Below are 26,932 nucleotides of genomic sequence, written 5' to 3'. Positions count from 1 at the left end.
TCTGCCCGTTCATGGTGCGTCGAGCGCGGTCGCGTCGCGCAGGGACGCGACTTTGAGGGCGGCCAGTTCCTCGAACACCGCTTCGATGCGGTCGACCGAGCGGGCGACCGTGAAGTCGCGGGCGCGGTCGCGGCCCGACAGCGCCAGGCGGGCCCAGGCGGCGCGGTCCTCGACCAAGCGGCGCAGCCGGGCGGCAAGCGCCTCGTGGTCCTCGGCCGGGAACAGCAGCCCGTCGACGCCGTCGCGCAGGATCTCGGCACTGCCGCCGGTGCCGCTGCTGATCACGGCCAGACCGGCGGCCATCGCCTCGACATGGGTGATGCCGAAGGGCTCCTGGAAGACGCTGGGGAAGACCAGCACGTTGGAGCGGGCGAACAGGTCGGACAGGCCGCGGCGGTCGAGGAAACCGGTGAAGCGCACCTTGTCCGCCATGCCCTGGTGCTCGATGAACTCGCGGCAGCGGGCCAGCAGGTCGGCGTCCGGCGCCTCGCCGGCGATGGTGCAGTCGAAGTCGATGCCCTGGCGGTGCAGGACGCCCAGCGCGTTGATCAGCGTCTGCGGCCCCTTGTACAGCGTGATCAGGCTGGCGAAGGCGATGCGCAGCCGGTCGGGCACCGGCATCACCGCGCGGTGGAAGTAATCGACGCGGGCGCCGGGGTGGATCACAGTGGCGGGCAGGCCATAGCCACCCTCGACCAACCGCTCCGCCACCCAGCCGCTCGCCGGGCCGGCGCGGTACAGCGGCGAGCGCGGCGCCGCCTCTCGGCCGTAGCCGGGGTGCTGGTTGCCCAGGCAGTGCAGCACCGGCACGCCCATCCGCCGGGTCAGCGGGTCAAGGAACTCGGTCCCGACGAAATCGAGGTTGCCGACCAGACAGGCCTCGGCGCGGAAGGTTTCGGCGGTCTCCAGCACGCGGCGGATGTTGGCGCGGACCAGCGCGGCGCAGCGCTCCGGGTCGTCGAAGGCGACGCCGCGCCCGTCCTTCCAACGGCCGTAGAGGGCCAGCGAGCGGTCGACCCGCCCCTCGATGTCCTCGGTGCCGGCCATGCCCGGCCGCGCCAGCTCGGGCAGGTCGGCGGTCAGCACCCGGACCTCGTGGCCGCGGCGGATCAACTCGGCCGAGAACTCCCACAGCTTGCGGCCGTAGCCGCCGAACTCCTGCGGCGGGAACAGGTTGGTGATCACCAGGATGCGACGGCGCCGCCCGGTCGCGGGCGCGGTGGCCTGCCGGAACAGCGAGCGGTAGCGCTCCAGCCCCGGGTTGCCGGCGGCAGCGGCGGCGAGCGCGTCCCCGTCGAGGTCCGCTGCCGCTCCGGGCACGGCACGGTTGGCCTCGTTGGCGTAGATGGCAGCCTCGACCGGGCGGCCGGTCGCCGCGCACAGGCGGGCGAGCCCGGCGAGCGCGTCCGCCCGCTGGCGGTCGAGCCCCACACAACGCTGGAGGAAGCGCTCCGCCAGCCCGGCATCGCCCAGCGCCCCGGCCAGCCGGGCGGCGGCCATCGCCTGATCGGCGGTGCGGACCAGCGGCTCCAGCGCCGCGACGCGGGCGCGCTTCAACGCCGCCGCCGGATCCGGCGCGGCGAGCGACCGCTCGGCATAGCGGAACGGATCCGCGCACTGGAACAGGGCGCCGCCGGGCTCGGTCGGGGCGAAGCCCCAGCCGGCCAGATGGGCGGATGCCGCGGCGTGGTCGCGCGCCGACGCGACCGGGCAGAGCACGGAGGCGCCGGGCAGCGTCGCCATCCGGCGGTCGACCTCCGCCGGCACGAGCCCCGGCCAGGGCAGCAGCAGCGCCGCCTCCACCCGCACCGCGTCGGCGGGCGGCGGCAGCGGCAGGGCGACCGGGTCGTCCACCCCCTCGGCCGGCCCGACCACCGCCGCGCGCGGCAGGTCGCGGAGCAGGGCGCGCAGGTTCAGGCTGTCCCCGGCGTCGGTGTGGACGGTCAGCCGCTCCGCCTTCAGGTGCAGGCGCTGCACCGCCTCGTAGGCCTCGATGCGGCGGCGCAGGCCGGTGCCGTGCGCCGGCAACGGCGGCAGGCCGCGCCGCTCGCCGCGCACCTCCAACGCCGGGTTGACGCGGTCGTCGAACACCGCGTCGAAGAACTGGGCGCGCTTGACCTCCGGGCTGTGGAATTCCAGCAGATGGGCCTGCCCGGCGCGGCGGATCGCCATCGCCTCCGCCGGGTGGTCGAGGTAGTGGCGGACCAGTTCTACCAGCTCCGCCGGCGAGCGCTGGGTGACGAGGTGGGTGCCGGGGGTGAAGCAGCGCTCCAGCCCGGCCTCGGGCGACAGCGCGTCGGTGATCAGGAAACCGCCGGCGCCCAGCGCCTCGAAGACGCGCAGGTTGAGGTCGCCGTTGAGCGAGACGTTCAACGTGATGGCGGAGGAGGCGTAGACGTCGGCCGCCTGCTCCGGCGAGGCCCGCAACGCCTGCAACGGCAGCCCGGCCGCAGTCAGCGCGCCCAGCGCGTGGCGGCGCCAGGGGTGGAAAGGGCCGATCTGGCCGACGAAGGTCAGCGGGTGGGTGGCGGCAGCCGGGATGTCGCGCCGGCGCAGCGCGTAGTCGACCGCCGGGATCCAGTAGACCCGCTCGAAGCCGGCTTCCAGGAAGAGGTGGGCGTGCTGGCGGGTGTGGTCCAGCATCACCGCGTCGAACCGCTCCATTGCGCCGTAGGCCAGCAGCGTGCGCAGCGGGCTGGCGAAATGGTGGGTGTCGCCGACCAGCAGCACCTTGGTGCCGGGCAGCCGGTCGAGGCCGCGGGCGAGGTTGCGCCGGGTGGCGTCGGCCTTGACGACGATCATCTCGGGCCGCTGGTGGGCCGGCAGCCGGGCAACGATGGCGGGCAGGTCGAACTCACCGGCCGGGGTGGCCAGCGAGGAAAAGCCGTCGCCGGTCTCCACCGTCGGGCAGTCGGGGCCGCAGAAGACCTCCCGCTCGGAGAACAGCGGCCGACGGTAATAGTCGGGCGGCGCCAGACAGCAGAACAGCGTGCGCGGGCTGGGCAGGAAGGACGGCATACGGGCTCCGAAGGGGTACCCGGGCGCCCCTTCGGAGCCTGGGCTTTGTTGCGTGCGACGGCAGACCGGATCACGCCTGATCCGGGACGGGGGCGGACTCCTCCACGCAGCTCGGGACGGCCTGCGCGTTGACGAGCGGACGGCGAAAGCCGCCTTGGGCGATCTCCGCCAGAATCCGCTCGCGGCTCATATGAATCACCCGGTCATACTCGACGGTGTTGTGGGCATACCAGGGATTCTTCCGGAGCGAGTTGGTTGCCCGTGCGTGGCTGAGATGCAGCACGGGCCCCCACAGGCGTTCCACCCGCTCGCCGAGCCGTTCCAACCGCTTGCGGATCTCGAAATCCTCCCAGCCCCAGGAAATGAAATTCTCATTGAAGCCGCCAAGCCGATCGAACACGGACCGGTCGAAAAAGACCGTGCCGCCGTAAGAATTCTTATAGAGCATTTCGTTGAGCGGGTCCAAAAGGTCGACCTGGGTGACCGACAACCCCCGCTCGATGCTTGGGATGTATTTGGACGATATGTCGAAGAACAATCCGTTGAATGGACAGGAAAACGCCGCGCCGTCATGAACGGCCTGCTGGGCGAAGACATACTGGGTCGGCTCCACCACCACGTCCGTGTCCTGCACCACCAGGATCGGCGTCGTCGCGGCGGCGGCCATGATGTTGATCTGCTTCGCCTTGTGCGTGTAGGGGCTGTCGTTTCCGGTCAGATGGGTGTAGCCATAGTCCGCCGGCGACAGGCCCAGCTCCGTCATCAGGCCCGGAACGTCCTGCCGCTCCGGGTTGTCCTCGCAGATCAGGATGTTGGTGTCCAGGTACCGGCGCAGGTAGGACACCAGAATGCGCAGGTTGCGGCGGCGATCCGGGGATTCGATCCGGCAGGGCACCATGAAGGTGACGTCGCGCAGGTCCAGCTTTCCACCCCGGTGCAGCGTGTCGAGCAAAGGGCGGCGGCGGGCCTGGATGTCGAGGGCGCGGTTCAACGGCTCGCGCAGCGTGTCGTCCGAAGGCGCGAGCGCCACCGCCGTCTCATAATGGTCGAGGGCGGTGCCCACGCGCCCGATCCACAGCATGATCTCGCCCAGCCGGACATGCGCCTTCGCCCAATCCGGTGCCTTTTCCAGAAGCGCACGATAGGACGCGATCGCCGCAACCAGCTTGCCCTGCATCTGCTGGGCATAGCCCCGGTTGTAGATCGCCTCCACCCGCTCGGGCGCGACAGCCAGAATGCGGCCGTAGATGTCCTCCGCCTCGGCCAGCCGGCCGGCTTGGTGGTGGTCGACGGCGATCTGGAAAGCTTCTTCGACGGTTGGCATGGGAGACCCGCAGGAACGTCCAGGATGAAAAGCGCAAGAGCATGGCACAAGCCTTCTTAAGGCAGGGCCATGACCGATGCACGATGAAGATTGACACAGGCTCCGAAGGACGGAGGGTGCGAGCGGCGGGTCACAGAGCATCCAGCTCCGTCAGCAGGGCGATCAGGCGCTGCGCCGCCTGGGTCCAGCTGAAATGGTCCAGCAGATGCCGTTGCGCCGACCGGCGGGTGCCGTCCGGATCGTCGATCACCGCGCGCAGCAGTTGGGCGGCGATGTCCTCGTCGGGAGTCCACCAATCCTGGCCGCGATAGCTGTCGGAGGCGGGGGTGACACGGCTGGGGATCATGTGCGCCACCCGGTGGTCCAGATAGGCGCGGTAGGCGCTGTGATCGGGGGCCAGCAGGGTCAGCCCCATGGCGCCGGCCTGTGCCATCGGCAGGTCCCAGCCCTCGCCGTGCGACATGCTCCAATAGTGGGTGGAGGCGGCGTGGAGCGACATCATCTCCGCATCCGACAGCTTGCCCTCCACCAGGAAGACCGGTGCCGCCTGGGCGAGGGTCCGGCCGGTCTCCGTCGACACCTGGGCCAGCATCTCGCGGATGCTGTCGGTGATGCCGCCACTCTTGCCGACCTTTAGAACCAGAGCCGCCGAGTCCTCCGTCCGCGTCGTGCGCAGCCAGACCCGCAGCAACCCGGACAGGTTTTTGCGGCTGTTGAGGTCGGAGATGTTGAGGACGCGGACACGGTGGTCGGACAGCCGCCGCCCGGCGCTGTCGAGGATGACGGCGGGCGCCACGCCGGACACCTCCACCGTCTCCACCCCTTCGGGGCAAACATGGACGCGGCCGGCCGGATGGCCGGCGCCCAGCCACGCCTGACGCGAGGATTCGGTCGCCACGATGACATGGTCGTGACGCCGGCTGTGCCCCGCCCACAGGGCGGGGATGCCGACCGCCTCGAACATGGTGAAATTGATCGTCTTCAGCCCCGGAATGGCCTCCACCGCCGGAGGGGTGGTGATGGTCAGCACGGCCTTGGCCCGCACCGGCCGGTCGAGCGTGCGCAGCAGCGGATCAATCTGCTCGTCGGGCAGGTTGTCGGTGTCACCATAGTTCAGGTCGATCAGCCGGACCCGGACCCCGGCCTCCACCAGATGCCGGACGAGCCGACGGACCTTGTAGGCATAGCCGCTGCTGTCGCGGAACACGCCGCGTACCACCAGCCCCGGCGGCAGGGACGGATCGGCGGCGTCGTCGCGCAAGGCGCGCGCTGTGGCGCAGCGTTCCAGCGCGTTGCGCAGCCGAGGGTTGGTCGTGTCGACGGCCGCGGTCCAACGCAGCCGCCGCTCGGCTTCGTCGATCCGCCCGCAGGCCAGGGCCTCGGTGCCCAGCCGGAACAGACTGATGCCGCAATCCGGCTCGACCTCCAGCTTGCGGCGGAAATGCGCCGCCGCCTCGTCCAACCGCCCCAGATCCCGCAAGGCGCAGCCCTGGTTGAACAGGGCGGCGGTGAGCGTCGGGTCGAGCACCAGCGCGCGCGCCATCAAGGCCACCCCATCCTGCGGGCGGTCGCCACGGCGTGTCAGCAGCCCCAGCAGATGCAAGGCGTCCGATTGGGCCGGCTCGATAGCCAGGACGCTGCGGTAGAGCGTGGCCGCTTGATCGGATTTGCCGGCCTGATGCAGGCCGACGGCCTGCGTCAGGATGTCGTGGATCGAGGTCATGAAGCGTCGCTGTCTTGAAGCCAGGGGGAACCGGAGAGGAAACGCCGGACGGGATGCCGGGAACGCGTGGAAGATCGGTGAACTCCCACAGGCTTGCAACAAGGCATCCTGTCCCGCCCGATGGCGGCCATGCCTTCCAGAGGGTGCATCCTTGCCGCAAGCGGGAGTCGGAAGCGGGGCAAAAGTTGGGAGGACCGCGTCAGCCGGCGGCCGTTTCCGGCGGCTTGCCCGGGGAGCGCGTCGGGTTGCGCATCGGGTTCTTGGGGTCGAGCAGGCCGAGGCGCTGCAAGGTCTGGGCGAAACCTTCGGTCAGCATGGCGATGCGGTCGCTGATCTCGGCGATCTCACGGGCCGAGATCACGGGGGCGTTGGCCGAGACGCGGCCGTGGGCGCGGTAGTTCAGGCGGATGGCGACGTCGTCGGTCTCGCCCTGGATCCAGGAGCCGTGCAGGATCTTGTTGCGCTCCCGCCCCAGTTCCAGCGCCTCGTCGCACTGGGCGACCAGCGCCTTCGCCTCGTCGGGCGCCAAGCGCAGGGTGGCGAGGGTCTTCAGTGCGTCGAAACGGGCCTTGATCTGCATGTTGGAGGCGATGGGGAGGAAATCGGTGTGCTCGGTGCCCAGCAGCCGCGAGATGCACAGCGACACCATGTCCTCCAGCTGGGCCCAGGACACCGCGATCATGCCGATCGCGCAGTACATCTTCACACTGAGGGGGCCCAGTCGGACCGTTCGCGGTGTCATGACCAGCCCTGCCTTCTCAAACCCCGGATTTCGGAGAGTGCATCGAAAATACGGCTTCCGCATGGTGCGGGAAAGCGGTGATTGCGCGGCTCGGAGTTGACAGACCCCCGCGTTCCATAGGATGCACTGCGCGCCACACGGTTCCCCGCGCGACCGGCCTTCCCCGGCACGCCCCCGTCGTTCACGCACAAGGTGCTCCGTCCATGGACTCTCAAGCCCCCGCCGCTGCCTCGCTGCGCGGCCATCTCGACAGCGCCATCGAGGTCCTGCGGCGCACCGTCGACACGCTGGATCCCGCCCGGGTCGAGGCGGCGGTCGCGGCGGTCACCGCGGCGCTGGGGGCCAACCGGGCGCTGCTGGTCTGCGGCAACGGCGGCTCGGCGTCGGACGCCCAGCACATCACCGGCGAGCTGGTCGGCCGCTTCCTGAAGGAGCGCCGGGGGCTGAAGGCGATCTGCCTCAGCTCCAATCCGGCGGTGCTGACCGCCTGGAGCAACGACTATTCCTACGACAGCGTCTTCGCACGCCAGACCGAAGCCTATGGCGAGCCGGGCGGCGTCATCCTCGGCCTCTCGACCAGCGGCAATTCGCGCAACGTCATCGCCGCCTTCGAGGTCGCCCGGAGGCTGGGCATGACCACCATCGCCATGACCGGCGAGGGCGGCGGCACGATGGCCGGCTTGAGCGACATCCTGCTCGACGTGCCGTCGCGTTCCACCCCGCTGATCCAGCAGGTCCACATCTGCCTCTACCATTACCTGTGCGAGCAGGTCGAAGCCCGGCTGGCCTGAGGCGCCTTCCATGCACGATGCGCTGAAGCGCCGCGCCCTGGAGGCCCTGAACGCCGGGCGGCTGGAGGAGGCCGAGGCGCTCTACCGCGACTTGCTGGCGCTGGACGGCTTGGCCGCCGAGCTGTGGAACAACCTGGGCTTTGTCTTGAGCGACCGGGACCGTCCGGCCGAGGCGGCCGCCGCCTTCCGGGCCGCGCTCGCCCTGCGGCCGGACTATGACAAGCCGTGGGTCGGGTTGGGCAGCAGCGCTTGCGGCGGCAGCCGGCTGGCCGAGGCGGTGCAGAACTGGATCCGGGCGATCCGCCTCCAGCCACAGCAAAGCGCCAGCGTCTGGTTCAACCTGGGCGTCACCCAGCAGATGCGCGGCGAGGCCGCCGCTGCCGCCGCCGCCTTCGGCCAGGCCGAGGCGCTGATGCCCGACAACCCACGCGTCGCCAGCCAGCGTCTGCTGTGTCTCAACTACCTCGAGTTGCCTGGCGAGCGGCTGCTGACCGAGCACCGCCGCTTCGATGAGCGCTTCGGCCAGCCGCCGGTGCCGGCCCCGGCGCCGCATGCCAACCGCCGCGATCCGGACAAGCGGCTGCGCATCGGCTATCTGTCGGTGGAGTTCCGCGAGCATCTGGGGGCCTATTTCCTGACGCCCCTGTTCGAGGCCGCCGACCGGCAGGGTTTCGAAATCGTCTGCTACTCGATCCTGCCCGACAGCCACGCCGACGCCTTCACCGCCCGTTTCAAGGCGCAGGCCGACGGCTGGCGCACGGTGGGCGATCTCGACGACACCGCGCTCGCCGCCCAGATCCGCGCCGACGGCATCGACATCCTGGTCGACCTCGCCGGCCATTCCGGGCTGAACCGGCTGCCGATGCTGGCCCACCGTCCGGCGCCGGTGCAGGTGACTTGGCTGGGCTATCCCAACGGCACCGGCATGGAGGCGGTCGGCTACCGCATCGTCGACGCGATCAGCGATCCGCCGGGCCCGACCGACGCCCACGCGGCGGAGACGCTGGTCCGGCTGCCGGTGCCCTTCCTGTGCTTCCGCCCGCCGGCCAATGCCCCGGCCGTGGTGCCGCTGCCGGCCGGCGCCACCGGATCGGTCACCTTCGGCTCCTTCAACAAGCTCTCCAAGATCACCGACGGTACCGTCGCCCTGTGGGCCGAGGTGCTGCGGCGGGTGCCGGACTCGCGCCTCCTGCTGAAGGACCGGCCGCTGTCCGATGCCGGCACCGCCAAGGCGCTGCGCGCCCGCTTCGCCGCCGCCGGAATTGAGCCGGATCGGCTCGAGCTGGTCGGCCACATCCAGGATGCAGCCGGCCATCTCGCCGCCTACAACCGCATCGACATCGCGCTCGACCCGCACCCCTACAACGGCACCATCACCACCTGCGACACGCTGTGGATGGGGGCGCCGCTGGTCACGCTGGCCGGTGGCCGGCACGCCGCCCGCGTCGGCGCCAGCCTGATGACCGCCGTCGGCCTGCCCGAGCTGGTCGCCACCACCCCCGATGGCTACGCCGCCATCGCCGCCGGTCTCGCCGGCGACCTCACCCGGCTGATGCGGCTGCGCATGGGGATGCGGGCGCGGGTGACGGCGTCGGCGCTCTGCGACGAGGCCCGCTTCATGCGCAACCTGGAGACCGCCTACCGGCTGCTGTGGCGGCGCTGGTGCGCTCGGGCGGACGCCGGTGCCGCCGCCGGCCCCATGACTGCCCCTGTCACTGGCCCTGACACCGCCCCGGCCACCGGCCAGGCGTGATCCCGCATCCGCTCCTTCGCCGACCCCTGGAAATGCAGGAAGGTGATAAGGGGGGCGGGTACCCCGTCGGTGCGCGCGCAGACGGCACGCCGTCCGGCCCAAAGCGGACGCCCTTGATCCCGTCGCGCAGGACAAAGCGGTTGTTTGACACCCGGATGTTGTGGTCGAAGCCATCGTCGACCCGCGTGCCCTGGTCGAGGAAGCGCGGATCGCCGGCGGCGATCTCCAGCAGCAGATGCATGTCTGCTGAGGTGGGGCCGGCCGTTGATCCGGAAGCGGTCGGCCAGGGGCGTGCAGCCGCGGCTTGTCGGCGAAGGTGGCGATGAAGCGGTCGCACAGCTCCTCCAGCACCTCCGGTCCGGCAAACCAATTGGCCCAGCTCCAGTTTCCGGCGATGCGCCCGGCAAAGGCGTTGGCGAACCGCTCCGCCGGCCGGTGGAGCATCACGTCGCTGTCGAACACGCAGAATGGCCCAAGCCCGTGCCGCACAGCAAAGTCGCGCGCACCCGTAGCACATCGCCTCTTAGCCCTCTTGGTTCACCAAAATATGCTCGTAGACCGCGCCGAAGCGGGCGTAGGACCCGGTGTAGCGCCGGATGTCGACCTGATGGAGCGCAACAGGACAGGGAGCGGATCTTGGCGGAGGCCGGAAGGTCACGGTGCCACTTCACCTTGATCTCACCGGAAATGCCGGTGACGCCGCGGCGTTTGCTCTTCCGGATCGTCAGCCCGTCGCCGACGCGGAACTCGGCGCTGTCGAAGCTGCTCTTGGCGCGAAACCGCGGGAAGCCAGCCTTGGCCTTGGCTTTCAGACGGCGAAGGCCGTGAAGGCCTTGTCCAGGCGGCGGAGCACCTGCTGTGCGGCGGAATAGCTGAATTGAGCCAAGCGCTCGTCGACGGCGCGCACCGCCTTCAGCTCGCTGGCTTGGTTGAGATAGCGCAGCGTCTTGTGCTGACGCCTGCAGGCTTCGATGCGCTGCTGGAGGGCGGCGTTGTCGAGATCGCAGAAGACGCCCAGCATCTCCGTCAGGGCCGCGCTCTGGATCTTGCTCGGATAAAGCCGGTATGTGTAGCTCCGCTGGACCATGCCAGAAGTCTACATTTTGTTCATGATTCGTTCAATTCAAATGGTGCCTGCTGCTCCCCCCTTACTTTCCTCCCAGCCCGTTGCTTGGCGGGAATACCGAACTTGTCGGGCAGCGTGTACGAGCATGGGGGCCGCTTCATCTCGCAAAAGGGACTGCATGGTAGCCGCCCCCGGCGGCGGGAGGAACCCGCCCCGTCGCCGCCTGTCTCGCAGCCGCCTTGCTTGACAAGCCCGCCCTGTGGCTTCTACCGATAGCGACTCGTTCCCGCCCGCCCCCTCCCCACCACGACACCGGACCGCCGCGATGAGCGAAGCGCCGCCCCCTTCCGCCGCCCCCGACACCGTCTCCGCGGTGCACAGCGGGTCGGCCGACCGCTTCGGCTACGAATGGGGCCGCTACGCCGAGCTGAAGGGCATCTACGAGGAACAGTTCCGCCGCTGGACGCCCTTCATGGCGCCGCAGGACTGGCGCGGCATGAGCTTCGTCGACGTCGGCTGCGGCATGGGGCGCAACAGCCATTGGCCGATGAGCTACGGCGCCGCCGGCGGGCTGGCCATCGACATCGACGAGCGCAGCCTCGCCTCGGCGCGGGCGACGCTGGCGCCCCATCCGACGATGGAGGTGCGCCGGCAGAGCGCCTACGAGCTGGACGAGGTGGAGCGCTTCGACCTCGCCTTCTCGATCGGCGTCATCCACCATCTGGCCCATCCCGACCTGGCGCTCGCCAACATGGTCCGCGCGGTGAAGCCGGGCGGGCGGGTGATGGTCTGGGTCTATGGCCGCGAGAACAACGGCTGGATCGTCCGCTTTGCCGACCCGCTGCGCAAGGCGCTGTTCAGCCGCCTGCCGATCGGGCTGGTTCACGCGCTGTCGCTGGCGCCGACCGCCGTGCTGTGGCTGGCGCTGCGGCTCGGGCTGGACCGGCTGGAGTATTTCCGCCTGATCCGCCGCTTCGACTTCGCCCACCTGCGCTCCATCGTTTTCGACCAGATGCTGCCGAAGATCGCCAACTACTGGACGCGCGCGGAGGTCGAGGCGCTGATGAAAGGCGCCGGGCTGCAGGAGGTGCGGCTGGCCTGGGTCAACGAGATCTCCTGGGCCGCCATCGGCACCCGGCCGCAGGGCTGAGACGCCGGCGCTTCCCGGCCGGCCGCGGGCAACGGTCCATTGCTGACGGACGGCGTCTTGGGGTAAGAAGCCGCGGTTCCGTGCGACGGGTTCATCCGCGCGGCGAAGCGTTGGGGGTTGTCATTTCCGAGTTCTCACCGGCCTTCATCGAGGCCTTCAACGCCGGGGCGACCCAGTTCCAGGCCGGCCGCTTCGAGGAAGCGGCCGCCATCTTCCGCCGCCTGATCGACGAGCGCCCCGACCTCGCCAACCTGCACGGCAACCTCGGCCTGTGCCTGCGCTCCGCCGGCCGCACCGACGAGGCGCTGGAGGCGTTGCGCCAGGCGCTGCGGCTGCGGCCCGACTATCCGGACGCGCTGAACGCCTTCGCGAACATCCTGCTCGACCGCCGCCAGCTCGACCATGCGCTGCTGGCCTACAAGGAACTGGCCCGCCTGAAGCCGGATTATCCCGGCGCGCTGCTGATGCTGGGCAACGTCTTCATGTTCACCGGCGACGGCGAACGGGCCCGGGCCGCCTACCGGCTGTCGATCCTGGTCGAACCCGATGTCGCCACCAACCACAACAACCTGGGCGCCGTCAGCCTCAGTCTGGGCCGCCCGGCGGAAGCGGCGGGCCATTACCGCCGCGCCCTGACCATCGACGTCGGCAAGCCGGAATACCGCAAGAACCTGGGCACCTGCCTGCTGATGGCCGGCGACTACCCCAACGGCACCGTCGCCTACGAAGGGCGGCTGGAACAGCCGGTCTGGCGCAAGCGCAACATGCCCGGCACCCTGTGGCAGGGCCAGCCGCTGGCGGGCAAGACCCTGCTGGTGCATTTCGAGCAGGGGCTGGGCGATTCCTTCCAGTTCATCCGCTACGCCACCGTGCTGAAGGGCATGGGCGCCCGCGTCGTCTACGAATGCCAGCCGGTGCTGAAGCGCGTGCTGTCGACCGCCCCCGACCTGGACGGGCTGGTCGCCTTCGGTGAACCGCTGCCGGCCTACGATTACCACGTCTCGCTGATGAGCCTGATGCACCGGCTGGGCACCACGCCGGACAACGTGCCGGGCGGCGTCCCCTACCTGCGGGCCGAGCCGGAACTGGCGGCGTCCTGGAAAGCCCGGCTGGACCGGCTGGACGGCGACGAGCCCGCCGCCCTGCGCATCGGCATCAACTGGCACGGCAACGAAACCGGCAAGTCGATCCCGCTGGAATGCTTCGAGGCGATGAGCCGGCTGCCTGGCGTGAGGCTCTACAGCCTGCAGAAGGTGTCGGGGCTCGACCATCTGGAGCGGCTGCGCGACCGCGTGCGGGTGACCGAGCTGGGTGCCGATTTCGACGCCGGTCCCGATGCCTTCCTCGACACCGCCGCGGTGATGGCCAACATGGATCTGGTGGTGACCTGCGACACCTCGGTCTGCCACCTCGCCGGCGCCATGGGCCGCCCGGTGTGGGTGGTGCTGAAATGGTTCGCCGACTGGCGCTGGATGCGGGACCGGCTCGACAGCCCCTGGTACCCGACCATGCGGCTGTTCCGGCAGGCGCGTCCCGGCGACTGGGCCGAGGCGATGGGGCGGGTGACGGCGGACGTCGCGGCGCTGGCTGGGGGGGCGCGATGATCACGCTCAACGAAGCCGTGCGTCTGGCCCTGGAGCATTATCGGGCCGGCCGGCTGGCCGAGACCGAGCGGGTGTGCCGGGCGATCCTGGACACGCTCCCCCATCAGGGCGAGGTCACCCAGCTGCTGGGCGTGGTGGTGATGCAGCAGAACCGCCCGGAGGAGGCCGAAGCCATCCTGCGGCGGTCGATCGCCGCCCGGCCGGATCTGGCCGACAGCCACGGCAGCCTGGGCACCGTGCTCCAGCATCTCGGCCGCATCCCGCAAGCCCTGGAAGCGCACGACCGCTGTGTCCAGCTAGGCCCCGCCACGCCGGAGGGCTACGTCAACCGCGGCTCGGCCCGGCTGGCGCTGGGCGACCGCGACGGGGCGGCGACCGACTTCGCCCGCGCGCTGCGGCTGCGGCCCGTCGACGCGCTTGCCGCCGCCAACCTCGGCGTCGCCTTGCGCGAGGGGCACCGGGTGGCCGAGGCGGCCCGCGCCCTGCGCCGGGCGCTCATCGCCGCTCCCGCCCACGGCGAGGCGCTGCTCGGCCATGCCCACGTCCTGCGCGAGCTGGGGCGGCTGGACGAGGCGCAGACGGCCTACACCCGCGCGGTGGCGCTTGATCCGGTCAAGACCGAGGCGCTGTGCTACCACCTCTATCTCCAGCAGACGCTCTGCGCCTGGGACGATTACGACCGGCTGTGCGCCCGGGTGCGCGAGACCATCGACCGCGACGCCGGTGTCGTTATCCCGCTCGCCACCCTGTCGATCGACACCACGCCGGCCCAGCAGCACCGCTCCGCCCGTTTGTTCTTCGACCGGCTGGTCAAGCGCGCCGCATCCCCGCCGATGCCGGCGCGCGCGGCCGCCTCCGCCGGCCGGCTGCGCGTCGCCTACGTCTCGGCCGACCTCCACGAGCACGCCACCGCCTATCTGGCGGCCGAGCTGTTCGAACTGCACGACCGCGAGCGCTTCGAGGTGCTGGCCTATTCCTACGGCCCCGACGACGGCAGCCCGATGCGACGGCGGCTGGTCCAGGCCTTCGACCGCTTCCGCGACATCCGCAGCGTGCCGCTGGACGCCGTCGCCCACCGCATGGCCGACGACGGCGTCGACATCATGGTCGACCTGAAGGGCTACACGAAGCAGACCCGGCTGGACCTGCTGTCACGCCGGCTGGCGCCGATCGAGGTCAGCTATCTCGGATATCCCGGCACCATCGGCTGCCCGCACATGGATTATGTGATCGGCGACCGCTTCGTCACCCCGCCGGAACACCAGCCCTTCTACGCCGAGCGGCTGGTGCTGATGCCCGACGCCTACCAGATCAACGACCGCCACCGCCCGCTGCCCGACCGCATCCCCAGCCGCGCCGACTGCGGCCTGCCCGAGACCGGCGTGGTGTTCAGCGCCTTCAACACCGCCTACAAGATCAGCCCGGCGATGTTCGCGGTGTGGATGCGCATCCTGAAGCGCGTCCCCGGAGCCGTGTTGTGGCTGTTCGAGGCCAACCCGCTGGCCGCCGCCAACCTGAAGCGGGCCGCCGCCAGCCACGGCGTCGATCCAGCGCGGTTGGTCTTCGCCCCCGGACGCCCACTGGCCGAGCACATCGCCCGCTACCGCGTTGCCGACCTCGGCCTCGACACCCTGCCCTACACCGGTCACACCACCACCAGCGACGCGTTGTGGGCCGGCTGTCCGGTGGTGACCTGCCTGGGCGACAGCTTCGCCTCGCGGGTGGCGGCCAGCCTGCTGAACGCCGCCGGCCTGCCCGACACGGTGACGCGGTCGCTGGCTGAGTACGAGGAGGTGGCGGTGGCGCTCGCCGGCGACCCGGAGCGCCGCACCGGCTTGCGCCGCCGGCTGGAGGACGGGCGGATGACGGCGCCGCTGTTCGACAGCCGCCGCTTCACCCGCAACCTGGAGCGCGCCTATCAGGTCATGTGGTCTCTGCACTGCGCCGGCCAGCCGCCACAGGGTTTCATCCTGCCGGCCGTATGAGGAGCGGCGCCGGAGGCCGAAGCACCTCCGGCGCCGTTTCCATCCATCCTTATGACGCGCCGATCCGCCGCACTTTCTATTTCAGGATTGTAGCAGAGCGCAAAAGGGCTAACTCGCCCTTCAATAATTTTGGTAACATTTGTCCTTAAAGGTGTTTCTTTGTTGACGCGGCTGATCATATGGCGACCTTTAATTCGAGATCTAACCTTTTTGAGACCATTTACCCCCCTTTGATTTTCCTTGGGTTGCATGCTTATGGACCGGCTCCAACCGGATGTCGTGCGATGCACAGCATGCTGGCTGAATTGGGAGAAGTGCGGTGAACGCGATCAGCCCGATTACAGCCGCCACCGATGCGATCACCACTTATCAGGGCCGGTTGGAACTCGTGAGCACCAGCGCGGTCTATGGCTGGCTGCACAACCAGACCGCCCCGGCGGCGGAGTGCCTGGTCGACCTCTATGTCGACGGACGGTTTCTCGGCACCCATGCCTGCGACGAGCATCACGAGGCCCTGGCCGGACTGCCGGAGCGCAACGGCTTTCTGGCGTTCAACATTCCCCTGCCCGGCGGCCTGCTGTCGGCGGAAAATTGCATCGTCGACGTCCGGATCCATGGGACGACGACGTCGATCCCGGGCGCCCCCCTTGTCACCAGCCGCCATCGGGCGGTGATCGACACCGCGCTGTCCGGCATGACGCCCGAGCGCAAAGCCCTGTGCTTGAGCGCGCTCGCCAAAACCACGGGCCAGACCAGGCGCGGCCGTGATCGTCTGGAGGACGCGCGGCTGATCCGCTCCGCCGACGGTTTCGAGGATGCCGAACTGACCGTCGGCGCCTTCGTAGCGCACCAGCTTCACCGGCTGCAGGAATCGCGCAATTTCCACCTGCGCACCGCCGCCGACCTGACCCGCTTCCTGGTGCAGTGTGCCGACCGCTTCAACCTCGCCGACCATGCTTGGTGCCCGCTGCCGGCCGATGTCCGGGCCCATCTGGCGTCAGGCGAGGAGGACGCCGTCGGCGTCTTCCGCTCGCGTCTCTCCTCGGCCTACCAGACACGGGCGGGCGGAACGGCAGGAAACGAGATCGACGCCCTGTGCGATCTGACCCACTGGATGTTCGGCAAGGCCCGCCTGCCCAAGGACGCGCTCGCCCCCCGCCATGTGGAGGAGCTGAACGCGCCGGCGATGATCGACCGCCTTGGGCTGCTGTCGCGCTTTTATGCCGGGATGCACGCCCAGGACGCCGCGCTGGCCGCCGCCTTCGATGCGCGCGACGAGCGGGCGCTGTTCCCGCTGCTGCTGGCGATCTCGCTGTGGCTGATCCGCTGGAATCTCGACGACCTGTTCCTGACCGAGCCGGTGCGCGCCCTGCTTGACGCCCCGGTCCGTCATGAAGGCCGGTTCCTGACCGGGCTCGCCTATTTCTACGCCCGCCTGGGGGTGCCGGCGGCGGAGACACTGAGCCTTGGCGCGCTGTGCCAGCGCCAGCGCGCGCCGTTGGTGCGGCAGTTGCCGCGCTCGCCGCAGGCAAAAGGCGTCAACCTGTTCGGCTATTTCGACGGCGGCACCGGCATCAGCCGCAACGCCCTGTTCTCCCGTGACATCCTGCAGGACGCCGGCTTCGGCGTGACGATGCCGATGATGACGCTGCCCGGCCGCCATGCTGGTGAGGAGCTCTATCCGGTCAACCTGATCCATTTCGGCCTGCTCGGCGTGCCGAGCGACATGGTCAACCATGGGTTGGAGCGCTTTTCCGGCGCCTACAACATCGGCTTCTTCCTGTGGGAGACCAGCGCCCTGCCCTGTTCGGCCCGGCTGGCGCTGGAGATGGTGGACGAGGTGTGGACGATGTCGGAGTTCTGCGCCCGGGCCCTGGCGGCCCAATTCGACGGGCCGATCCACGTCCTGCCCAACTGTGTCGATGAGCGGGTACTGAGAGGACTGGCGCCGGGAAAGCCGGCCGGGAAACGACCGACGGACGTGCCCTTCACCTTCTATTTCTGCTTCGACGCCCGCAGCTGGTACACACGCAAGAATCCGCTGGCGGTGGCCCGGGCCTTCCAGCGCGCCTTCCCCCGCGACCGTGGGGTTCGGCTGGTCCTGCACATCCGCCACCGCCAGACCAACCGGAGCGTCGCCGACCAGGCGCACAAGCTCGCCCTTGACCATCTCGTCCGCGGCGACCGCCGCATCGTGGTGCACGACCGCGAGCTGGCCTACGCCGCCTCCCTGGCCGAGATGCGCGTGTGCGACTGCTACGTCTCATTGCACCGGGCCGAGGGCTTCGGCTACACGATGGCCGAGGCGATGATGATGGGCAAGCCAGTGATCGCGTCGCGCTATTCGGCCAACCTCGACTACATGACCGACGAGACCGCCTTTCTGGTAGACGGCCGGGAGCGCTACCTGGAGATCGACGAATACATCAACGTGACGCCCGGCGCCAAATGGTTCGAGCCCGACATTGCGGCGGCGGCGGATGCTATGCGGCGGGTGTGGGAGGACCGCGGCGAGGCCGACAGGCGGGCTGCCGCCGGAGCGGCCTTCGTGCGCCGCCGCTTTGGCCGCACGGCGCTGCAGGGGCTTTACGCCGACCGATTAAACGCAATCTTAGGCGGCACCATTTAAAGCACCCGGTCATTGAGTTGTGGTTGGCGAGTTTGCAGCCGTCCTAACAACAACGCATATGAACTTTGAGTAATGTCAAAAAATCCTAAGAAATTTCCTTTTAAGACCTACGGGATGTTTCATGCGCCCACTCTTTGGTTGCGCTTGGCGCTGAACAAGCATACTCCAAGATGCGGAATGAAATTCCATAGTTGCTTCCAGACAACCAACCAGAACATGCCCCTCCCAGGCTATGACATCGTCTGCGCACGCACACATGAGGGTTGATTTTGTTTAATTGTTTTCGATATAGATTTGGCGGGCTAACTTCAGACTTTTGAAGGATGCCGTCCGCCGTACCGGGATCGCGGCACAGTGGGGACGAGGGGAGCCGCGTTCGAAAGGCGGGTGCGGGGCACAGGCAAGCACCGGCACAGCCGCGTGGCGGTTGATGGCGCGTCAGTGGGCGGATGGCTGGGGGCACGGATATGGATGGCGGTCTCACTCTCGTCCCGGATGGCGCGGCGCGTTCACGAACGCCGGACGTCCCGGCACCCACCAACCTTGAGGACGCCTTCAACGGCTACCGCCTGTTCCTGGGCCGCCACCCGCACAGCATCCAGGAGTTGACGGCTGCCACCGACTGCATGCCGGCCGAATTCCTCGCCAGCTACCTGATGCGTGGGGAGTTCCTGACCGGGGTCGTCGAGAGCCTGTCCGGCAACCGCATGCTGCCGCACGTCGCCCTGGCGCCGGCGCCGGACGACGCCTTGGCGCGCTGGGCGCTGGAGCGCCTGCCGTTGTCGGCGGCATCCCAAGAGCAGCTTGCCAGCAGCCGCTCCTGGCGCTTCTGGCTGCTGACCATCCTGCGCGACGAGGCCTTCCGCAGCGGCCTGCCCGCAGCGGTAGCCGAGTGGCTGGCGCGCTCCGGCCTGCAGGGCCGGCTCACCGCCCTGGCGCTGGCCCCCACCCGCCAGCTGATCGGCGAAGCCTCCCACGACGGTGCTGGTACCGTGTCGGGCTGGTGCGCTAACGCTAGCGATGCCTCCGAGCGCGTCGTGCTGGAGCTGCATCTTGGCGGCCGCTTCATCGGGGCGGTGCGCTGCGACCGCTTTGTCTCCGGCCTGGGCGACCGCATCGGCGGCAGCGGCGACTGCGGCTTTGCCTTCAACATTTCCGCCGCCTACGCCGAGCTCGCCGCCCGCGGCGCGATGCTGCGGCTGTGCGACGCCCAGTCCAAAGCGCCCTTCGGCTCGGAGATCTACGTCAAGACCAACCTGCCGGCGGCCCTCGACGATCTCAGCCGGATGCTGACCGCCATCCAGTCGGTGAAGGAGCTGCTCACCAATCTCGAACGGCAGATGCCGTACACGCTCCGGCACATCAGTCCGCCGCTGTCGGCCTATGGAACCTTGGCGGCTCAAGGGATTCTCGCCTGCCATCGCCCGCTGGCCGGGCCGGCGGCCCGCGCCGCCGCGGACGTCACCGTCAACGTGATCCTGTTGGAGACGGCTCTTGCTCCGGCTCCCTTGCGCCGCCTGCTCGCCTCGCTGGAGGGGCAGTCGCACGATCGCTGGACGCTGACCGTGCTGGCCGACGAGGACCGTCTCGGCGACGAGGTGCGCGTGCTGCTCCGCCCGCTGGAGGCCGAAGGCCGGTTGACGATGGCCGCACCGGCCTCCGTGCCGCGTCTCCTCGCCGGTCATCCTGCCCGCGCCGCCGCTGCCCATCTGGTGGTCGGCCGTGCCGGCACCCTGCGGTCGGATGCCCTGGCCGCCTTTCTGGCAGCCCTGGAGCCGACCCCGGAGCCGACGTCCGCCAGTCCGGGCTCGGTCGCCTACAGCGACCATGACGTCAGGCTCGCCCCGCACAACGGCAAGCCGGCGCAGCTTCTTCCGGTGTTCAAGCCCGGCTTCGACCCGGTGATGCTGCTGGCCTATGATTATGCCGGCCCGATGGTCATGGTGACGGCGGACGCGCTGCTGAAGGCCTACGCGCTGGTCGACGGGGCACCCCTGACTGGGCTGCACGACCTGATGCTCCGTCTGTCCGACTGCGCCGTGGCGGGCGCCATCCGCCACATCCCGTCCGTGCTCTACAGCCTGGAGCAACCGGTCGACCTGCGCGACATTGACGGTCTGCCCCGGCTGCTGGTGGGTGACTCCGAGGCGGTGGAGGCCTGGGCCGAGCGGTGGGGGCTGGCGGCCGAGGTGCGGCGGACGCGGGTGGCCAGCGAGCATGAGGAAACCGGCCAGACGCTGGTCGAGCCTTGCGAGATCGCGTTCCGTCCGGTCCACTTTCCCGCAGTCAGCGTCATCGTGCCGACCCGAAACGCGCCGATCCTGCTGCGCAACTGCCTGGACTCGCTGCTGCGCACGCGCCAAGCCTATCCGGGACCAATGCAGATCCTGGTGATCGATCATGAGAATGAGGATCCCGACAGCGTCGCCCTGATCGCCGCCATGCAGGCCCAGCGCGGCGTCGACGTCCTGCCCTACCGCGGTCCCTTCAACTGGGCGCAGATGAACAATCTCGCCGCTGAACAGGCGAGCGGCGAGGTGCTGGTCTTCCTCAACGACGACACCATGGCCGCCGATCCCCGCTGGCTGACCCAGGCGGTCACGACGCTCGAGCTGCCCGAGGTCGGAGTCGTCGGCGCGCGCCTGCTTTACGGCGACGGCAGCATCCAGCACGCCGGCGTGATCACCAGCCTTGAGCAGGGGGCGGTCCATGACGGGCGCGGGATGCGCGGGGAGGAGGGCGGCTATCTCGGCCGCAACCTTGTGCTGCGCACCGCCGCCGCTGTGACCGGCGCCTGCATGGTCACCCGCCGGTCAGTGTTCGAGGGCGTGAAAGGCTTTGATCCGGCTTGGCCGGTCGACTGGAACGACATCGTTTATTGCCTGACGGTGCGGCGTGCCGGCTGGCGGGTGGCCTACGACCCCGCGGTCTGCCTGTACCATCTGGAATCGAAAACCCGCGGTTACTTGTCCGGTCAGGCCGGGCTCGACAGCCACCGGAACAACCTGAACAGGATCGTGGCGGCTTGGGGGGCGGCACTCGACGACCCCTTCTACAGCCCGGCTTTCAATCGCTTGGACGAACCCTTCAGAAGGATCGCGCTGTAATCGCGTCGTAGAGAGATGAAGTTCCGGGTGCTAGAACAGCCTCCCGGCGGGCTTGGACGAAGGTTTGGAGTTTTGATGTTATGCGCATAGCGATGATCGGCACGGGCTATGTCGGCCTGGTCTCCGGCGCCTGCTTTTCGGAATTTGGCGTGCACGTCACGTGCGTCGACAAGGACGCCGGCAAGATCGAGCGGCTGAAGCGCGGCGAGATTCCGATCTATGAACCCGGCCTCGACGATCTGGTCGCCCGCAACGTCGCCGCCGGCCGGCTGTCCTTCACCATGGACCTGCGGGAAGCGATGCAGGGCGTCGACGCCGTGTTCATCGCGGTGGGCACCCCGTCGCGCCGCGGCGACGGCCACGCCGACCTGTCCTACGTCTATGGCGCGGCGGAAGAGATCGCCCAGCATCTCGACCACTACACCGTGGTCGTCACCAAATCGACCGTCCCGGTCGGCACCGGCCGCGAGGTCGAGGCGATCATCCGCCGCGTGCGGCCCGACGCCGAGTTCGACGTCGCCTCCAACCCGGAATTCCTGCGCGAAGGCTCGGCCATCGGCGACTTCATGCGGCCCGACCGCGTCGTCATCGGCGCCACCTCGGACCGCGCGGGCGATGTGATGCGCCGGCTGTACCGGCCGCTCTACCTGATCGAGACGCCGATCGTCATCACCTCGCTGGAGACGGCGGAGCTGACGAAATACGCCGCCAACACCTTCCTGGCCGCCAAGATCACCTTCATCAACGAGATCGCCGACCTGTGCGAGAAGGTCGGCGCCAACGTCCACGACGTGGCGCGCGGCATCGGGCTGGACGGCCGCATCGGCCGCAAGTTCCTGCACCCCGGCCCCGGCTATGGCGGGTCCTGCTTCCCGAAGGACACGCTGGCGCTGGTCCGCACCGCCCAGCAGGTCGGCAGCCCGCTGCGCATCATCGAGACGGTGGTGGACATCAACGACAAGCGCAAGAAGCAGATGGCGGAGCGCATCATCGCCGCCTGCGGCGGAACGGTGGACGGCAAGATCGTCGCCGTGCTGGGCGTCGCCTTCAAGCCGAACACCGACGACATGCGCGACAGCCCGTCGCTGGACATCGTTCCCGCCCTGCAGGCGGCCGGCGCCACGGTGCGCGCCTTCGACCCGGCGGCGATGCACGAGGCCGAAAAGCTGCTTCCCGGCGTGGAATGGTCCAAGGACGTCTATGGCACCTTGGAGGGCGCCGACTGCGTCGCTATCCTGACGGAGTGGAACGAGTTCCGCGCCCTCGACCTGCGTCGGGTGAAGACGATGCTCAAGCGGCCGGTGATGGTCGACCTGCGCAACATCTACAACCCCGAGGACATGGCAAAGGTCGGATTCACCTACAGCTCCATCGGTCGGCCGACGCCGGCTTCTGCTGAGTAATGCCCTAACCGGATCCGCTTCGGCTTTACGCCGAAGCGGACCATGTGGAGAGAAGGAACAGCCGCCAGACCAGCAGCGGATCGGGTGTTCCATCATAATGGGCAACAATCCGCCGCTCTGCCGCATCCAGATCGAGGATTCCGGCAAGCGAGCCGCCACGAGCGGCCGCCAGACGGTCGAGAACACGATCGCGCTGACCGTCGAGCAGGATGCCGGGCGTCACCAGCTCCGCACCCGGTTCCCGCTGTCCCATCGCCTCGGCCAGCGACACCGGCACCTCGGCCAGGAGTCGGCGCCGCACCGGCACCCCATCGGCACGGGCGCGCCGACGCAGGGTTTCCGCCCAGCCGGCCAGTTCGCCGCCGCCGAGGAAAGGCACCCTCAGATCCCAACCGCGTTCGCCCAGCACACTGGCCAGCAGCGGAGCCGTCCCCGCGGCAAGGCGGGTGCTTTCGTCCGAAGCCGGTAGCGGGCCCGTAGGGTCCCAGCCGCGCATCGACAAAGCGATCCGATGCACGGTTCCGACGATGTTCGCTCCGCGCACCAGCCCGACACAGGCTGCGGCGTCGAGCATCGCCGCAGTGCCGGCTTCGCCGAACAGGGCGCGACCGCCGAGTCCCGCCAGGATCTGGCCGGCCCCATCGCCCAGCTGTCCGATCCCGGCGCACAACAGGAAAAGCAGCAGATCGTCAACCGGCAGCCCGTGGCTGGCCAGCCCGCCATCCACCGCGTCGAAAACGGCTTCGGGCGACAGTTCGCAGGTTTCCAGCTTCAGGCCGAACCGGTCGGCGATGGCGCCAGCAAGGGGGAACTCGTTCAATCCGGGGAAGCCGAAAGTCCAGGCAACTGACGGCGCCCCATCTCCGGTGGCGGCCTTGCCCAGTGCCGCCGCCAGGATGCCCGCGTGCAGCCCGCCGCTCAGCAGAAGGACCTTGCGGCCCGATCCGGGAGCGGCAATATCGGCAAGCCGGTCCAGAAGGCTTCCATCCTCCGTCCCTGCCGGCGCATCGGGCAGCCAGCGGGACAGAACGCCACCCTGGCAGCGCAAGGTCATCCCCGGATCAAGGCGCCGCACGCCATCGTTCGGACGGCTCTGGTCCAGGCCGGGAACAGCGATGCCGGTGAGCAGGAATTGCAGGGCCGCATCCGGGGACAGCGGACATCCATCCATGTCTGCCAGCAGCCGGGCCTCGGACGCGAACGCGATGTCGGTGCCGTGCATCCTGACGAACAGGGGCCGGGTGCCCGCCAAGCCTTGCGACACGACGCAAAGGTCGCGGTCTTCATCCCACAGGCAAAGCAGATGGTCGCCCGGCAGCCCGATCAGGGCCGCCTCGCCATCGGTTCGGTACCGTTCCAGCAGCCGTCGCCCCTCCTGCGAGGCGGCGCAGGCCCCCACGCCACCGGATCGGCTGTCGCCGAGCAGAACGAGGCCACATCTCCCATCGCCGGTAACGAAGGGTTGAAACGGATCGTCCGGACCATCGGGCTGCGCAACGGCAACGCTGATCCGCGGACCCACCTCAAAACCGAAGCGCAACAGCCCCCGTGCTTCCGCCTTGGCCGCGGCGGTGGACACGATCGACCGCGCCGCCTTGTCCACTGAGGGAGACGTGTGGAGGCATCCTGCGATGAAGCTCATGGAGTCCGAACCCGATCTTGGTGATGGCACTGGCTGGCTTGCAAGGCGTCATCGGACCGCCTGACAACACGGGTTGAACATTTGCACGTCGGAAGCAACTTCGACAAGCTATTCAAGGCCGCCTCACAAGCCGGCCACATTCACACTCTATGGTGCCGCTTCGCGCACCTCGTGCTTCATAGGCACGCTGTGAGAATTTCCCCCTCGCCTTATAGCAATACCGCAAGGCATCCGTTCGCATGCAAGGCTGCGTTCAGGAGAAGCGCATGCCGTTTATCATAGCAATTCATTGACTTTCTAGCAGAGCTATTCAATAGCTAGCCGCAGGGCAATCAGAGTTAAGGGCAGCCATGTTCGGCGGTGACGAGCAGACCTCCGTTCCCGTCATACTGTCTCCGCCTTTCCGGAAGGAAAGTGGAGCCGCATGGACGGTTTCGATAGACTCCACTCTTTTTCCGCTGACCGACGATGTCGGCTTCGTCACACGCTCGATCCTGGCGCTGCGGGAGGATGACCGCCTGCTCGGTCCCGGCCATGCCTCGCATGACGAAATCCGGACCCGGGGCAGCGGGCGCTATTCGCATTGGCGCAACGTCCTGTACTTCTCCACGAGCGACAACAGCGACCCGAACACCAACGGGCGCGTCTATATGGTCGAGCCGTCGGAGACCGTTTATTTCTCGGAGCGCGTGAACTACGCCCTCAGCATCGTCGAGTTTTACGCGACGCATGTGCAGGGCGGACTGAACGGCTTCCGTGATCGCCTGGTTCTGGAAATCGGCCCCGGTCCGGACATGGGCAGCGTGCTGGCAATGGCGTGCCTGGGCGCGCGGGTCTGCGTGGTGGACCGCTATCTGGCCAGCTGGCGGGCGGGATGGCACGACAAGTATCTGCCCGTGCTGATCGAGGAGATGCGCAAGCGCGGCTGGCCGGTCGATCCGCAGCCGGTCGAGCGCTCGCTGGCGGCCCAGGCGTTCGATCCCGAGCGGATCCGGCCGGTGCCGCTCTCCCTGGAGGATGTGACGGCCGCCGACCTCGGAACGGGGGGCGAACTGGCTGACCTGACGGTCTCCCACGCCGCGTTCGAGCATTTTTATGCGATGAAGCCAGCGCTGCTGTCGCTGGCCCGCTGCATGAAGCCGGGGGGGCGGGGCGTGCATCGGGTCGATTTCCGCGACCACCGCAATTTCGCCCGCCCGCTGGAATTCCTCCTGCTCAGCCAGGCCAGCTACGATGAACTGAGCGGGGATGCCAAGTACCAGCATGGCAACCGGATGCGGGCGAGCGTCATGGAGGCCCTCTTCCGCGCGATCGACTTCGCCTCGGTCGATTTCCTGCGGGAAGCCACCGTCGATCAGAACTATTTCACCGAATTCCTGCCGCGCCTGCGCGCCGCGACAGACAGCCCCTTCCGGGACATCGACCCGGCTCTGCTGTCCACCCTGGGCGGAACCTTCCTGATCGTCCGGTAGGCTGTCCCGGCCTCGGATCAGAGCGGCTGCCCGCTCCCCTCCACCGGCTCCGGCTCCGCACCGGCAAAGGCGGCGATCTGCTCCTGCGTCAGGACGGCGGCCAGGGGAAAGCCGTTCGCCCCGGCCACCACCACCGGTTCCGCCGGCCCGACGAACTCGCCGATCACGGTTCCGGCTTCGTCGGTGGTGACATAGCGGAACTGGGCATGGGCACCCGCGAGATTGCCCTGCTGGTCCCAGCGCACCAGGAATTCATAAGGAAGCTTCATCGTCTGCATCGTTCTCTCCCAGTTGGGGGCCAAATCAGGAAACCAGGGCGCCGTCCGGCCACCGCCAGCCGGTCCCGTCGCTGACCGCCAGCCTCTTATTGCCGGTGCCGTTGCTGACGCAGATCAGGCGTCCCGCCGCGGCGGCACTCGGCAGCGTCGCCACCGTGTAGCTGCGCAGTCCGAGATGGCTGTTGGCGTCGATGACGACGGTCGCGTTGGACCGGTGCGTCACCGTGCCGTCATTGCCGATGCGCAGCCGCTCCACCGGCGTGGTTCCACCGGAGGGAGTGGTGCCGAAGGCCAGCATGCCCGGCACGCTGCCGGCTGCCGGCGTGCCGTCGACCCAGCACCGGATATCGGCCGCCGGAAGGAACGCGCTGCCGTCGTCGGCCGTGAACCACACCCGGCCGCATTCGTCACCACTCTGGACCGCCCCGCGCGTTCCGACGGCGGTCCCGCGGCTTTTGGCGATGGAGAGTTGGGCGCCATAGACGCTGGCGCCATCCCAGCGGCAGGCGCCGATCCCGGACGACCAGGATGTTCCATGCGCCTGGACGACCGGCGAGGCCCCACCGGCACCACCGATGCTCACCCCGGCGGTGTGGCCGTGCACCAGGGTGCCGCCGCTGTCCAGGGTGGTGCGCTGCACCCCGCCGGTGGCGAAGCCCAGCGTATCGGGAGCGGGCCGGTGCAGGCCGGTGTTGGTGTCGCCGGTGAAGGTGAGGGCCGGAGCGGCAGCCGATCCGGAGGCCAACGCGACGGCACCGGTGAAGGAGGGAGACGCCAGCGGCGCCTTGCCGTTCAGCGCCGGGGTCAGCCCGGCCACCGCCTCCATCCCATGGCCATGGGCGGCGGGAGCGAGGCCGCTCAGATCAGGCTGGGGGGCGTAGGAATACCGTCCATTCATTGCGTCACCCATAGAATCCGAGGCTGAGGAACCCGGCCTTTTCCGAGACGAAGGAGAGCGCCGCCAACCCGGCCACCGAACGGGCCATCGGATTGAACTCCGGCGCCTTTCCTCCGGTGACCGACGCCGTCGGCAGGACGGCATCTCCTTCATACTGGACCCAGTAATCGGTGGTGGCCGCCATCAGGACGGTCTGGGCGCCAGCGGGAATGGAAATGGTGACGGCGGTGGCCGGCGTCAGCGAATGGACTTGGCGGTGGGATGGCGGCGTCAGGATGTTGGTCTTGTGCCCATAGGCATCGGGGATCATGACAACAGGGTTCATCGGCAGCACCTCCATGGTCCGG

Annotated in this window: 18 protein-coding genes; 9 read left to right on the top strand and 9 right to left on the bottom strand. The window is 68.8% G+C overall.

The genetic code is table 11. The features are described from left to right. Window positions 1-9: 9 nt before the first annotated feature. The 4 genes from TSO352_RS01250 to TSO352_RS01235 form a co-directional block, all read right to left on the bottom strand. Entirely contained in the window at window positions 10-3,018 is a 3,009-nt protein-coding gene (locus TSO352_RS01250) for a glycosyltransferase (RefSeq protein WP_109105593.1), read from the bottom strand. A 70-nt stretch (window positions 3,019-3,088) separates the two neighbouring features. Beyond that, window positions 3,089-4,342, bottom strand: coding sequence for a galactosyltransferase-related protein (locus TSO352_RS01245; protein WP_348770527.1), 1,254 nt, complete (start codon window positions 4,340-4,342; stop codon window positions 3,089-3,091). A gap of 130 nt (window positions 4,343-4,472) precedes the next feature. Continuing rightward, window positions 4,473-6,065: a tetratricopeptide repeat protein gene (locus tag TSO352_RS01240; RefSeq protein ID WP_109105591.1), complete on the bottom strand. Its 1,593-nt coding sequence runs from the start codon at window positions 6,063-6,065 to the stop codon at window positions 4,473-4,475. Between the two features lie 199 nt (window positions 6,066-6,264). Further along, a complete protein-coding gene (locus TSO352_RS01235; RefSeq protein WP_247871823.1) occupies window positions 6,265-6,807 on the bottom strand; it encodes a hypothetical protein in 543 nt (180 codons plus the stop codon). 203 nt (window positions 6,808-7,010) lie between these two features. On the opposite strand from TSO352_RS01235, the gene TSO352_RS01230 reads away from it, so the two are divergent. Then, window positions 7,011-7,598 (top strand): SIS domain-containing protein, encoded by a 588-nt coding sequence (locus tag TSO352_RS01230; RefSeq protein WP_109105589.1) that lies wholly within the window; start codon window positions 7,011-7,013, stop codon window positions 7,596-7,598. 10 nt (window positions 7,599-7,608) lie between these two features. Continuing rightward, window positions 7,609-9,351: a glycosyltransferase family 41 protein gene (locus TSO352_RS01225; protein ID WP_109105588.1), complete on the top strand. Its 1,743-nt coding sequence runs from the start codon at window positions 7,609-7,611 to the stop codon at window positions 9,349-9,351. 808 nt (window positions 9,352-10,159) lie between these two features. Here the strand turns inward: TSO352_RS01225 and TSO352_RS01220 are convergent. Then, window positions 10,160-10,438 carry a helix-turn-helix domain-containing protein gene (locus tag TSO352_RS01220; protein WP_109105587.1) on the bottom strand — a complete coding sequence of 93 codons (279 nt, stop codon included), beginning with the start codon at window positions 10,436-10,438 and terminating at the stop codon, window positions 10,160-10,162. Between the two features lie 304 nt (window positions 10,439-10,742). Here TSO352_RS01220 and TSO352_RS01215 point away from each other — a divergent pair, with 304 nt between their 5' ends. From TSO352_RS01215 to TSO352_RS01190, 6 genes are all read left to right on the top strand, one after another. Then, complete coding sequence (locus TSO352_RS01215) at window positions 10,743-11,567, top strand: class I SAM-dependent methyltransferase (RefSeq protein ID WP_109105586.1); 825 nt, start codon at window positions 10,743-10,745, stop codon at window positions 11,565-11,567. Between the two features lie 80 nt (window positions 11,568-11,647). Beyond that, window positions 11,648-13,171 carry a tetratricopeptide repeat protein gene (locus TSO352_RS01210; RefSeq protein ID WP_109105585.1) on the top strand — a complete coding sequence of 508 codons (1,524 nt, stop codon included), beginning with the start codon at window positions 11,648-11,650 and terminating at the stop codon, window positions 13,169-13,171. After that, complete coding sequence (locus TSO352_RS01205) at window positions 13,168-15,156, top strand: glycosyltransferase family 41 protein (RefSeq protein WP_109105584.1); 1,989 nt, start codon at window positions 13,168-13,170, stop codon at window positions 15,154-15,156. Before TSO352_RS01210 ends, TSO352_RS01205 begins: the two co-directional genes overlap by 4 nt. A 388-nt stretch (window positions 15,157-15,544) precedes the next feature. After that, window positions 15,545-17,785 (top strand): glycosyltransferase, encoded by a 2,241-nt coding sequence (locus TSO352_RS01200; protein WP_146210688.1) that lies wholly within the window; start codon window positions 15,545-15,547, stop codon window positions 17,783-17,785. Between the two features lie 467 nt (window positions 17,786-18,252). Continuing rightward, window positions 18,253-20,892, top strand: a complete 2,640-nt coding sequence (locus TSO352_RS01195; RefSeq protein ID WP_158284499.1) for a glycosyltransferase — start codon at window positions 18,253-18,255, stop codon at window positions 20,890-20,892. An 80-nt stretch (window positions 20,893-20,972) separates the two neighbouring features. Further along, a complete protein-coding gene (locus TSO352_RS01190; RefSeq protein ID WP_109105581.1) occupies window positions 20,973-22,295 on the top strand; it encodes a UDP-glucose/GDP-mannose dehydrogenase family protein in 1,323 nt (440 codons plus the stop codon). A 25-nt stretch (window positions 22,296-22,320) separates the two neighbouring features. Here the strand turns inward: TSO352_RS01190 and TSO352_RS01185 are convergent, their stop codons facing one another. Beyond that, window positions 22,321-23,937 (bottom strand): hypothetical protein, encoded by a 1,617-nt coding sequence (locus tag TSO352_RS01185; protein ID WP_146210687.1) that lies wholly within the window; start codon window positions 23,935-23,937, stop codon window positions 22,321-22,323. A gap of 350 nt (window positions 23,938-24,287) precedes the next feature. On the opposite strand from TSO352_RS01185, the gene TSO352_RS01180 reads away from it, so the two are divergent. Beyond that, a complete protein-coding gene (locus TSO352_RS01180) occupies window positions 24,288-25,409 on the top strand; it encodes a methyltransferase domain-containing protein (protein WP_109105579.1) in 1,122 nt (373 codons plus the stop codon). A 17-nt stretch (window positions 25,410-25,426) separates the two neighbouring features. Here the strand turns inward: TSO352_RS01180 and TSO352_RS01175 are convergent, their stop codons facing one another. The 3 genes from TSO352_RS01175 to TSO352_RS33080 are packed head-to-tail and all read right to left on the bottom strand — an operon-like array spanning window position 25,427 to window position 26,910. Continuing rightward, the gene (locus TSO352_RS01175) at window positions 25,427-25,687 is read right to left on the bottom strand and encodes a hypothetical protein (RefSeq protein WP_109105578.1); all 261 of its coding nucleotides are present in this window, start codon (window positions 25,685-25,687) and stop codon (window positions 25,427-25,429) included. A gap of 25 nt (window positions 25,688-25,712) precedes the next feature. Beyond that, window positions 25,713-26,585, bottom strand: coding sequence for a hypothetical protein (locus TSO352_RS01170; protein WP_146210686.1), 873 nt, complete (start codon window positions 26,583-26,585; stop codon window positions 25,713-25,715). 4 nt (window positions 26,586-26,589) lie between these two features. Next, window positions 26,590-26,910: a hypothetical protein gene (locus tag TSO352_RS33080; protein ID WP_158284498.1), complete on the bottom strand. Its 321-nt coding sequence runs from the start codon at window positions 26,908-26,910 to the stop codon at window positions 26,590-26,592. Between the last annotated feature and the right edge of the window lie 22 nt (window positions 26,911-26,932).

This window comes from Azospirillum sp. TSO35-2, assembly GCF_003116095.1.
GTDB lineage: Bacteria > Pseudomonadota > Alphaproteobacteria > Azospirillales > Azospirillaceae > Azospirillum.
The sequence above is the reverse complement of the archived record's forward strand: the minus strand, read 5'-3'. Positions and strand labels throughout refer to the sequence as shown.